This window comes from Gracilimonas sp., from assembly GCF_014762685.1.
GTDB lineage: Bacteria > Bacteroidota > Rhodothermia > Balneolales > Balneolaceae > Gracilimonas.
This window is the reverse complement of record NZ_JABURM010000005.1, coordinates 1,081,467-1,093,953: the sequence shown is the minus strand read 5'-3', so window position 1 is coordinate 1,093,953 and position 12,487 is coordinate 1,081,467. Positions and strand designations below refer to the sequence as shown.

The following is a 12,487-nucleotide window of genomic DNA, read 5'->3' as shown; positions in this document are numbered from 1 at the left end:
TCTAATCAATTACCTGTAATGGGGCTGCCCGTAACATGAGCTTTTTCTGTCCTCTGCTCTTGAAAAATACAACAACTTTAGCGTCTGTTCCTAATCCTGATCTGGAAATGATTTTCCCCGGTCCAAATTTATTATGAATAACCTTAGTTCCAACCTGAAAAGGATCCTCACCATCCTCATAGTCATATTGAATAGTAGCAGAGGGTGATTTATATGTTTTTTTAGTGCGTGATTGTTTCCAATCGTAGTCTACTTCATAATCTGAATTTTTGAATGATTTATCTTCAAAACGGTCTTTCCTTTGGGTAATGGTGGCTCCGGTTTCAGTTTGTACCACACCGGCATCTACTTCATCTAAAAAGCGGGAACGTGCTTGCCGGGTTTCTTCACCAAATTTAAACCTGCTGCGGCAGTGACTAAAATATAATCGCTCTTCAGCCCGGGTCACCGCTACATAAAACAATCGTCTTTCTTCTTCAATATCCACATCAAAGTTATCACGAGCCCCCATGGGGAAGAGGTTTTCTTCCAGCCCAACTATAAAAACAACCGGAAACTCAAGTCCTTTTGAAGCATGAATCGTCATCAGGGTAATGGCCGGTTTATTTTCGTCAAATTTATCCTGATCGGTGATAAGGCTGATTTCCTGTAAAAAAGCACTCAAGGAGGCTTTCGATTTTCCTTTCTCAAAATAGGAAATCGCATTTTGGAGCTCAATGATATTTTCTCTCCGCATCATGGATTCATGAGAATTTTCTTCAACAAGAGCTTTCATATACCCGGACTGCTCTAACATTGATTTTGTGGTATTAACCAACGATGCTCCATTTTCAAGATCCTGACGGAGGTTATCAATCATATTTACAAATTCACGGACTCTTGCTTTAGCCGGTTTATATACGTCCAGATCTTCTACATGTTGTATAATACTCCACATTGACCGGCCTTCTTCACGTGCTTTCTTTAATAAATCCTGTATCGATTTGTTTCCAATGCCCCGTGAAGGCTCATTAATAATCCTAAGAAGATTCGTTTCATCATGTGGATTTACCAGCAAGGTGAGATAGGCCAGTACATCCTTAATTTCCTTTCTCTGGTAGAAGGAGAGTCCGCCCACCAACTGATAGGTTAAATCCTTGCGACGTAATGCTTCCTCAAATACCCGAGACTGGTAATTGGTGCGATATAAAATGGCAAAGTCATTATTTTGATAACCTTGCTGCATTTTTAAGCTTTGAATATGGCTGGCTACACGATTGGCTTCATCCCGTTCATCAAAATTTTCCAGAACCGTAATTCTTTCACCATATTCTTGTTCCGTCCAAAGCGTTTTTTGGAGTTGTTTTGTGTTTTGTTTGATGATGGAGTCGGCACACTGAAGGATAGCTTTGGTAGAGCGGTAGTTCTGCTCCAAAGGAATTTGTGTAGCGTTTTCGTAATCTTCTTTGAAGTTTAAAATGTTAGAGATATCGGCTCCGCGAAACGAATAAATACTTTGGGCGTCATCCCCAACCACACAAATATTACTATACTTGGCTGCCAGCATCTTTGTTACTTTATACTGGGCATGGTTGGTATCTTGATACTCATCAATCAGAATATACTTGAAGCGTTCCTGGTATTTTTCCAGTAAGTCGGGGTGTTCTTGAAACAGCTCAATAGGCTTCACCAACAGGTCATCAAAATCCATGGCGTTACTTTGTTTGAGCCGCTTGTTGTAGATTTTGTATACCCTTGCCGTGATATCATCCAGCGTACTGCTTACGAACTTTTTCTGGTAGGTATCTGCCGTAATCAGTTGGTTTTTGGAATCACTGATTTTGTTGTGAATGGTTTTAGGTTTGATTTCTTTAGGATCGAAATTCAGCTCTTGCAGAATTTGTTTAACCACCATTTGTGAGTCATTGGAATCATAAATGGTGAAATCAGAGCCATAGCCAATTTTATCGGCTTCAAACCGCAGGATTTTTGAAAATATGGAATGAAAGGTACCCATCCATAATTTCTTGCCTTTATCTCCAATCAAATTTTGAATGCGATCCTTCATCTCACGCGCAGCCTTGTTAGTGAAGGTCAAGGCCAGAATTTGCTCAGGAGCGGCTTTGTATTGTTGAAGGAGATAGGCAATCCGGTAAGTGAGAACCCGGGTTTTCCCCGAACCTGCGCCGGCTACAATAAGCAATGGGCCATCGGTATGGGTGACCGCCTTTCTCTGCTGTTCATTCAGCGTGGAAAGAAAATCAGGCCTGCCTTTGGGTTCTTCTGATGGAAGTGAAAATGTTTTCATAATCTTATTTAACCACGGAGGACACAGAGCTCACTGAGCGTTAAACACTCATTCAGCTCTGGGTTCCTCAGTGAACTCTGTGGTTAGTCTTTAAAATCTTTTAATTGCTCACGCAATTTAGCAAGGCTGTCTTCGGTATCCGCTCTCTTTTTCTTTTCCAGTTCAACTACATTGTCGGGAGCATTATTTACAAAGCCCTCATTCGAAAGCTTTCCGTTAATTCCCTTCAGAAATCCTTCCAGCCGGTCAATTTCTTTTTGGATACGCTCCCGCTCTTTCTCAAAATCCACCAATCCTTCAAGGGGAACGTAAATTTCATTTCCGTCTACCATGGAAGAAGAGTATACTTTTGGTTTTTCAACTTCAGTTCCAACTGACAAAGATTTAATACTTTCCAGCTTTTCCAAAACAATGCGATTCGCTAAAATTTCATCCGCTACAACTTGCTCTTTTGTATTGATGAGCACATCCAGTTCTTTCTTCGGAGATACATTCACTTCAGAGCGAATATTCCGAATTGAAGAAACTATTTCCTGAAGTGTATTAAAAAGCTTGATATCCTCTTCATTCAATTTAGAGTTATCCACTTCAGGCCATTCTGAAACCAATAAGGCTTCTTCAGTAGAACGTTCCTGAGTATGCTGCCAGATCTCCTCACTGATAAACGGCATAAAAGGATGGAGGAGCTTCATGAGCTGCTCAAAAAACCCAAGTGCGGTATTCAGTTTTTCTTTAGGGATGTTCTGACCGTATTCCTCCGGCTTTGCCAGCTCGATGTACCAGTCACAGAAGTCATCCCAGATGAGCGAGTAAACTTTCTTAATGGCGTCATTCAGCTTGTATTTATCGAAGTCTTCATTCACTCCGGCAATGGTCTGCTGAATTCGGGCTGCCATCCATCGGTCAGAGAGATCGTCTTCGTTGATCTTCAGGGTTGGTTCGTATTTTACGCCATCTTCCATATTCATGGTTAGGAAGCGGAAGGCATTCCAGACCTTGTTGGAAAAATTTCGGCCTTGTTCGCAAAGCTTTTCATCGAAGGGCAGATCGTTGCCGGCAGGAGTGGCAAACAGCATTCCCATTCTAATTCCATCTGCTCCGTAGCTGTTGATAAGCTCAAGGGGATCAGGAGAATTGCCGAGGCTCTTACTCATCTTTCGGCCTTTCTTATCACGCACAATGCCGGTATAGTACACGTTATCGAACGGTTTGTTATCCATGTACTCGTACCCGGCGATGATCATTCGGGCTACCCAGAAGAACATGATCTCAGGGGCAGTTACCAGATCTTTGGTAGGGTAATAGTAGTCTAATTCTTTATTGGCTTTTCCGGTTCGGATGTACTCGGGATCAAATACTGATATTGGCCAAAGCCAGGAGGAGAACCAAGTGTCCAGAACATCCTCATCCTGCTTTAAATTGCTAAATTTTAAATTTTCAATTTTGAATTTTTCTTCGGCTTCGGCCTCGGTTTTTGCTACAACAAAGTCCCCGTCTTCATTATACCAAGCCGGAATACGATGTCCCCACCAAAGCTGACGCGATATACACCAATCACGCACATTCTCCATCCAGTGGCGGTAGGTGTTTTTGAATTTTTTGGGATGAAATTCGACCGTGTCATTCATTACGTTTTCGAGGGCGGGTTGAGCCAATTCTTTCATGGAAACCCACCATTGCAGCGACAATCTCGGCTCGATCACTGCGTCGGTTCGCTCGGAATAACCAACTTTATTTTTATAGTCTTCGATTTTTAGAAGCAAATCAGCTTCTTCCAGATCTTTAGAAATTTGCTTACGAACATCAAACCGGTCCATGCCGGTGTAAAGTTCACCTTCTTCGCTTACCGTACCATCTTCATTCATCATATTGATGGTTTCAAGATTATGCTTTTGCCCGAGATTGTAGTCATTTTCATCGTGGGCAGGGGTTACTTTCAGGCAACCGGTTCCGAATTCCATATCTACATAATCATCCTCGATTATGGGTACTTCACGGTTTACCAAAGGCACGATCACTTTCTTTCCTTTCAGGTGCGTATATCGTTCATCATCGGGATTGATACAGACCGCAGTGTCACCAAGCAGGGTTTCCGGCCGGGTAGTAGCGATGGTTACAAAATCATTTTCACCCACGATTTTATACTTGATGTGATACAGCTTGGAGTTTACTTCCTTGTGAATCACCTCTTCATCACTGAGCGCTGTCTTAGCAACCGGATCCCAGTTTATCATCCGCTCGCCGCGATAGATCTTTCCTTTTTCGAAAAGATCTATAAACACATCGATCACGCTTTCGGAATACTCGGGGTTCATGGTGAAGTTAGTGCGATCCCAGTCGCAGCTCGCACCTAATTTTTTGAGCTGCTCAAGGATGATGCCCCCGTGCTCATGCGTCCAGTCCCAGGCGTGTTCCATAAATTCATCCCGGCCCAGATCACTTTTTTTGATCCCTTTCTCTCGAAGTCGCCTTACAACTTTGGCTTCCGTTGCAATGGAGGCATGATCGGTGCCCGGGACCCAGCAAGCGTTATACCCCTGCATGCGAGCTCTTCTAACCAAAACATCCTGAATGGTGTTGTTGAGCATATGTCCCATGTGGAGCACACCGGTAACATTGGGAGGAGGGATGACTACCGTAAAAGATTCTCGATCATCCGGAGTGGAATGGAAGTAATTGTTTTCCATCCAGTGGGCATACCATTTATCCTCAACTTTAGAGGCGTCGTATTGTGCGGGAATGTCAATGTTATTTGAATCAGAACTCATAAATCGTTTACTGGTAGCGTTGGTTAATAAAGCAGCCGATGTAAGAATTCAGAATTCTGAATCCAGAATTCTGAATTCTAAATATCTATTTCACTCTTTTAAGGAGTACACCAAAGTGGCCGTCGCAGCCGTGTTTGTGCGGGAAGGTTTGGTAAGCTTTTCCGCCTTCCATTAAGACTTCTTCCGGGAGGTAATCTTCCAATGATTCCAACTCGAAATTATCCATTTTATCAAGGAACTTGGTTATTTGATCCATATTTTCCTCCGGCTCCAGGGAACATGTACTATACACTAACCGGCCGCCGCGTTTTACCATGTTGGCGGCTTCTTCTAAAAGTTGTTCCTGTAATTCAACGGCATTTTTGAGGCCTTCTTCATCACGTCTCCAGCGGAGGTCAGCTCTTTTACTCAAAACACCGGTACCTGTACAAGGAGCGTCAAGTAAAACAGCATCAGCTAAACCAAGTGAAACCTCAAGCACGTCACCGCGACGTATTTTGATATTTTCAGCTCCGTAATTCAATGCACTTTCGGCTAATTTTTCCAATCGTTCTGAGGATATATCCACAGAAAGAATTTCACCTTCGCCTTGCATTAAATCAGACATCATAATTGATTTAGTCCCCGGGGCGGCACACAAATCATATACTTTTTCTCCGGGTTGTGGATCTAAAATAGTAGGGGCGAATCCGGCGGCAATATCCTGAACCAGACAGATCCCCTTGGCAAGTAAACCTTTTTCAATAAAAGGCTGAACGGAAGCTACTTTGTAATAGTATGGAAGCCAGTCACTGGGCTCAAATTCCACATCCATTTTTTCCATTCGTAATTCAAAGTTCTCAGGCTTGGTACGCAAGCTGTTTACACGAACATAATAATGCGGCCTGGAATTATTCGCCTGCATCAGTTGAAAAGCTTCGCGTTCTCCGAAACGTGCTCTCCATCGGGCCACCATCCATTCGGGATGGGAAAAAGTGGTAGCCACTAATTTGTTCCGATCTTTAAAACCCGGTTTTGGAAGTTTCTCGCGATCCCGTTGTAAATTACGCATGATAGCATTAACCAAGTCTCCCGTTCTTGACCCTAATTTGGCTTTGGCAATTTCAACAGATTCATTGATAGCCGCATAATCCGGGGTGCTATCCATAAAAAGCATATCGTAAATTGCGAGACGCAGAATATTTTTAAGGCCCGGTTTCATTTCTGCAACAGTTACGGTCGAAAACTCATCAATTAAAAAATCGAGATAGCTTCGCTTGCGTAAAATATTTTGAACATATTCACGTACTTGCGCACGTTCACGAGGTTCTAACTCATTTGCGTGAGCATAGTCAAGTACTTGCTTTTCATCAAATTCTATAAGAATGTCTACACTTACTGAGCGTTCTGATAATTCAGTTTCCAAGGGAGTCGAGTTTTTAAAAATTGTGATTACCGGCTATAAAAAAAGGTGATTTCAGATCACCTTTGCCACAGGATTGATGCAATAAAGTAAGCCACGATTTTTATGTAGCTTCGATAGCTTACAAAGATAAAATTTTAACGCGGGACTTGCTAATAGAAGTATGAGGTTAAATCATCTTTTTTAAAAAGTAATTTTCTGTCCTTTCGGGTATTCAATTTGATAATCCAGGCGAAGGGCTTTTGCTTGTCCTGCATCAAGTTTTACACGCCAGGTTACAATACCTGTATCACTGTTATATGATCCGTTAGAAATCTCTTTGATATCAATTTTAATACTCTCGTCTCTAGATAAAGGGACTTGATCTTTTACGCTTATCTCAATTGTTTCATCTTTGCTGTTTCTGAGATTGATTTCCCATGAGTGATTTTCACGTACTTTATTACCAAAGAAATTTCTTTCTTCAAACTCCCTCAATTTTTTTCTTTCCACTACAATACTCTCATCAACTCCCAATGATACCTCCAGACTGTCATCAAAAGAAAGGGGATTAATGTTAGTAGTACCTACATAGGTATTCTCAAAATAGATGGAGGCTTTTCCGGGAATCAGGTCAAGTTCTTCCCACTCTGTGATCTTACCGGTCAGATAAGCTTGTTCTGAAAACTTTGGTACCGATGAATAGTTATAATTAGCAGGAACATCTTCTCTTCTGAATTCGAGTGTATGCTCCTTACCGTCAGAGGGCACGGAATAAGGAATTTCAATTCTATAACTGAAACTTGTTTGCCCTTGAATATTTTGAGCGGGGGGTGGAAGATTCATAGGAGCATCCAAAGACATTTCTTTTTCCATCTCAATTCTATCCGAATATCCGGTTACTATCACTTCATTCAGCCCCCTTTCTTTTAAAGCAGGCGGGTGTGGTGTTTTAAAACTCACAAAAATTGGATTGATTTCAGGTAAAGTGGAATTAAGTGTAGGATTTGCTGAACTGATGGTGACATTGGTTTGATGCCAATCTATACCGGTATTTTGGTATATGCTAGCTTTATAACTTAAGGAAAGAGGTGCTGAGATATCAGTTCCCCGTATATCATAACTGGGTTTCCATCCTGCATTATATACTAAATACTGTAGCTCGATATTTATTGACTGACTCCGTTCTGAATTGATCTCTGCTATAACTTCAGAAAACCTTATATTTTGATCATTTCCATATTCTCTAAGTTGTGCAAGAACCTTATTTAATTCTGTTTTGTATGCATCAGCTTTTTCATTCAAAGAAATCTTTTCATATTCAAGCTTTGAAACCCTTGATCGATAAAGATCCAAAAGCTGCGAAAGTTCGGTCGGGGTCATTTCCTGATTGCTGATAAAATTTTCTGTGCTTTCAAGTAACCGAAGTTCTCGTTCCAAAACTGAGAGATCTGAACTCAGGAAAGTTATCCTTTTTTGGAGGGTATCACGCCGAGATTGCAGCTCTTTCACAATGACCGGAGTTTCCTTTACTGTGAAATAATTTGTTCTCCTGGTTAAAGAAAGAATGGTAAAGGCTTTGTTACCCCGAAGTTGTAAGCTGCTCTCAATTAGGGAAGGAGAAAGGCTTTCAAAAACAACGACATTCTTTCCGGGTTTTAAATCTATAGTAGATGTACGCTGAATTTGGGCTTGTTGCCTGTATACTGTTACTTCGTTGATTTCAGATTGGGTTATAAGAGTATCTGAGTTAACAGGAGATAAGTTTAGTGACGAGATGATAATGGCCAGAAGTATATACATTATAAGCATGATTTATTAATGGAATACCTTACTATAGGTGATGTTGCATTAAGATAAACCTGCATAAAAATGCTAATAGGGGATGTAGGATTTCTGTATGCGATTAACCTGGCTTTTATTAAATAATTGAAGTTTTTTTTGTGATTATAACAGTTACAGCTTGTTCATAATAAATCATTACATTTTTGATTGCCTCTCTTTGTGTATCTCCCTATCTTTGTCAGCCTTTGCAGTAGTGCATAATTAATGCTACAAATCATCAAAGCAAAAACTAACTAAATCGCGATTTAGCACATGAATAAAGGAAAGATAGCACAGGTAATTGGGCCTGTAGTTGACGTTGATTTTTCAGACAGTAAAACACCGGCTGTTCTTAATGCTCTAGAAATTGAGATGACAGACGGATCAACCCTAACACTTGAGGTTGCACAACACCTTGGTGAAGATCGTGTGCGTACTATCGCGATGGACTCTACCGATGGACTTGTTCGTGGCATGGATGTAACGAACACCGGAAAAGCTATTTCGATGCCGGTTGGTGAAGATATCAGAGGCCGACTCTTTAATGTAGTTGGTGCCTCCATTGATGGTATCGATGCACCGGAAGGAAAGAACTCTTATCCTATTCACCGTGATGCACCTGCTTTTGATCAATTGGCTACATCTACTGAGATGCTTGAGACCGGGATCAAAGTGGTTGACTTGCTTTGTCCGTATGCTAAAGGTGGTAAAATTGGATTATTCGGCGGTGCCGGTGTAGGTAAAACCGTATTGATTCAGGAATTGATCAACAATATTGCGAAAGAACACGGTGGACTTTCCGTATTTGCCGGCGTGGGAGAGCGTACCCGTGAAGGAAATGACCTTCTTCGTGAATTCCTGGAGTCAGGTATTATTAATTACGGTGACGAATTTAAAGAGTCTATGGAAAAAGGAGAGTGGGATCTTTCCAAAGTAGACAAAGAGAAATTGAAAGAATCTCAGGCTACCCTGGTATTTGGTCAGATGAACGAGCCTCCTGGAGCCCGTGCACGAGTGGCACTTTCCGGACTGACTGTTGCTGAGTATTTCCGTGATGAAGTATCCCGGGATATTCTGCTATTTATTGATAACATTTTCCGATTTACACAGGCCGGTTCTGAGGTGTCAGCACTTCTGGGACGTATGCCTTCTGCGGTAGGTTACCAGCCAACTTTGGCTACTGAAATGGGTGACCTTCAGGAGCGTATTACTTCTACCAAAGACGGATCTATTACATCGGTTCAGGCTGTGTATGTACCTGCTGATGACTTGACTGACCCTGCTCCGGCAACTACCTTTACTCACTTGGATGCCACTACAGTACTTTCTCGTGCATTGACACAGATCGGTATCTATCCTGCGGTAGATCCTCTGGATTCTTCATCTACAATTTTGGATCCAAAAGTTGTAGGACAAGAGCATTACAATGTTGCCAACCGGGTTACTCGTTTGCTCCAGAACTACAAAGATCTTCAGGATATCATTGCCATCTTGGGTATGGATGAACTCTCTGATGAAGATAAGCTGGTTGTAAGTCGTGCACGTCGTGTTCAGCGTTTCCTCTCCCAAAACTTCCACGTGGCCGAGCAGTTTACAGGTCAGCCCGGTGTGTATGTGAAAGTTGAAGAAACCATCAAAGGCTTTAAGATGATTCTTGATGGTGAATTAGATCACCTTCCTGAAAACGCATTTTATATGGTGGGCGATATTAATGAAGCCATTGAAAAAGGAGAGAAATTGCTTGCTGAAGCTGAAAAAGAAGAAGCGGCATAATTTTAAGTAGTAAGAACCATGAGCATATTTAACGCACAAATTCTGACTCCAAACGGTTCTCTTTTTGAAGGAGAAGTAAGCGGAGTGAAATTACCCGGAACCCAGGGTAGCTTCGAAGTAAAGGCAAATCACGCCCCCATAGTTTCCACTTTGGAAAAAGGGAATGTGTTGGTCCGAAAAGCTGATGGTAATACCACCTATGCTATTTCAGGCGGTTTTGTGGAAGTGAATAACAATAAGCTTACGCTACTGGCTGAATCTGTAGAAGAAGCTTGACAACATTTACTCTTTAGTAATTTTTTAAAAGCCCTGTCCATTTTGGACAGGGTTTTTTTATTTATGTTTCCTTCTTAACAAAATCCTTGCAGTTCTTTTTTATTTTTTTAATTACCAATTCATTCCAAATAAAACCTAATCGGGGGTAATTAATATGAAAAATAGAGTAAGTTTAATCATCGGATGTGTATTTTTGTTTTTTATGGGATTCTCACTAACAATTATACAAGATGCGGAAGCTAATAGTGCATTATTAAGCTCATGTGGAAGTGGAACTGAATGCTATTCAGTACCTGCTGGATGTGGGGAAGGAGTGGGATGCAACAGAGTGTACTGTACAGATGTTAAATGTCCAGATGGGTCAACTGGTGGATCGGCAGATCTTTGTTTCTACTGTGTGATACCAGAGTGAACTTTCATTCAAATTGTTAAAGGTATTATTTACCTAAGCTTTTAAAAAATAGAACTGTTAATTCAGTTCTATTTTTTTGACAGGACTCTCTTCTTATGCAAAAATTAAAATCCATAGGACTAATGGTATGTTGTCTCTTTGCCGGAGTCATTACTGCTAAATTGTTTTTTACTACGGATAATCCCGAAATTGAAAAGGCCAAAACAACGACTTATACTCTCCCGTCAATAACGGTTTTTAACCTTGCTTCTGAAGCAATTAATTTATCTGATGATCTTAGTTTAGATGCAACTAATGTACTCATTATTTATGCTTTGGGTTGTAATAGCTGCATTTCTGATGCTGTAAGATGGGCAAAAATTCACGAATCAAAAAAAGATTCTGTTAATTTTATAGGTTTGGCCTATTCTTCTGACAGAGAAGCAGTCAAAACTTTCATACAGACATCTGCTTTAGACTTTGAGCACAGACTGATTGACAAATACAATGCGAATAAAATACAAATTAATGATTGGCCGATTATATTAGGGGTAGATGGGAATAGCAATTTATTGTTTAAATATGAAGGGGACACTTCAACCGACAGTTTGGTTTCATATTTTTCTAAAAACAATTAAAACAATTAACTATGTCAAGAATATTAACTTATGCATCTTTATTATTTACCCTTGCCTTTTATGGATGCGGAAACGAAAAACAAACACCGGTACAAAATGAAAAGCACCACTATTCCGTAGAAAAAACAAAGGTTTTCAGTGAATTTACGAGACAAAATGAGGAAAGCGGCCAACAATCAGAAGAACCGTTTGCACGAGTTCTTAGTGTTGCTGCTTCTGGCAGCACGGGGAATGTTTACCTACTTGACGCAGATTATAAAGAGATTTTCGTTTTCGACAGCCTTGGTAATTATCTGAATTCTATAAAAGGAGGATATGGCCGCGGTCCGGGAGAATTTGAATTTCCTCGAGAAGTTGCAGTGGATGACCATGAAAAAGTGTATGCCTATGATTACAGTCTTAGAAGGGTTACGGTTTTTAATCCTTCCGGGGAGGTACTAAATACCATAACAGCGAATATATCCAGTAAATCAATTTTTGTTTCGGATAATGAAATTTGGTTTTCAGTACTTCATTCAAAAAGGCACAAAGCAGCAAGTACAGGTCTTACAGAAGATTCATTTACATTTTACATTCCTGTAACCGATCGGGACTTAGAATTTGAGCCTGGCGGAAATGTCGCGAATTTAGGTGTTGACAGTAAGAATCAGTTAATTGTAGCTTCCCTTATCCCGGGAATTTGGTATAAAAAAGTAGAAGATGAGTTCACTATGTTTGGCAAAGATTTAATACCGGATAAAAAGCCTGTAGTTAATAAGGACAATATTTCTGTAGGGCCGGGTGGTACTATGGGAGTAGGTGGATTATTTGAAGACAAAATAGGGATCGTTTGGAGAGAGATAAATTTAGTGAACGATTTGCCTGAACTTGGTTTATTTAGGTTAGAAGTATTTAAGGAAACCGGAGAGCATATCGAAAGTATTGAACTGCCTATGAAATGGGCAAATGATGTTTATTTTGACCAAGATAATAATATTTATTTTGCCGTTGACGATCCTATTCCGAGTGTTGAAAAATACACAGTGACGGAATCAAAAGAATAGAGCAATTGCCATCTTTTGGCTTGGTTTTTCTGCAAAAATGTTTAAGCCGATGGAAACATCGGCTTTTTTTATGCCATCAAGAAATTATATTCTTCAAAAAACATAC

8 protein-coding genes are annotated in these 12,487 nt (G+C 40.6%); 4 read left to right on the top strand and 4 right to left on the bottom strand.

The window, feature by feature from the left end; genetic code table 11:
- Position 1: 1 nt before the first annotated feature.
- From HUJ22_RS04975 to HUJ22_RS04960, 4 genes are all read right to left on the bottom strand, one after another.
- Positions 2–2,287: an ATP-dependent helicase gene (locus HUJ22_RS04975; RefSeq protein WP_290874784.1), complete on the bottom strand. Its 2,286-nt coding sequence runs from the start codon at positions 2,285–2,287 to the stop codon at positions 2–4.
- Between the two features lie 83 nt (positions 2,288–2,370).
- On the bottom strand, positions 2,371–5,055 hold the full coding sequence (locus tag HUJ22_RS04970) for a valine--tRNA ligase (protein ID WP_290874781.1): 2,685 nt from the start codon (positions 5,053–5,055) through the stop codon (positions 2,371–2,373).
- 85 nt (positions 5,056–5,140) lie between these two features.
- Positions 5,141–6,460: a 16S rRNA (cytosine(967)-C(5))-methyltransferase RsmB gene (gene rsmB / locus HUJ22_RS04965; protein WP_290874778.1), complete on the bottom strand. Its 1,320-nt coding sequence runs from the start codon at positions 6,458–6,460 to the stop codon at positions 5,141–5,143.
- Between the two features lie 180 nt (positions 6,461–6,640).
- Positions 6,641–8,239: a DUF4139 domain-containing protein gene (locus HUJ22_RS04960; RefSeq protein ID WP_290874775.1), complete on the bottom strand. Its 1,599-nt coding sequence runs from the start codon at positions 8,237–8,239 to the stop codon at positions 6,641–6,643.
- A 294-nt stretch (positions 8,240–8,533) separates the two neighbouring features.
- Here HUJ22_RS04960 and atpD point away from each other — a divergent pair, with 294 nt between their 5' ends.
- The 4 genes from atpD (at position 8,534) to HUJ22_RS04940 (ending at position 12,381) form a co-directional block, all read left to right on the top strand.
- Positions 8,534–10,033: a F0F1 ATP synthase subunit beta gene (atpD, locus tag HUJ22_RS04955; RefSeq protein WP_290874772.1), complete on the top strand. Its 1,500-nt coding sequence runs from the start codon at positions 8,534–8,536 to the stop codon at positions 10,031–10,033.
- An 18-nt stretch (positions 10,034–10,051) separates the two neighbouring features.
- The gene (atpC, locus tag HUJ22_RS04950; RefSeq protein WP_290874769.1) at positions 10,052–10,309 is read left to right on the top strand and encodes an ATP synthase F1 subunit epsilon; all 258 of its coding nucleotides are present in this window, start codon (positions 10,052–10,054) and stop codon (positions 10,307–10,309) included.
- 507 nt (positions 10,310–10,816) lie between these two features.
- Positions 10,817–11,338, top strand: coding sequence for a hypothetical protein (locus HUJ22_RS04945; protein WP_290874766.1), 522 nt, complete (start codon positions 10,817–10,819; stop codon positions 11,336–11,338).
- A gap of 11 nt (positions 11,339–11,349) precedes the next feature.
- Complete coding sequence (locus HUJ22_RS04940; RefSeq protein WP_290874763.1) at positions 11,350–12,381, top strand: 6-bladed beta-propeller; 1,032 nt, start codon at positions 11,350–11,352, stop codon at positions 12,379–12,381.
- Positions 12,382–12,487: the final 106 nt, after the last annotated feature.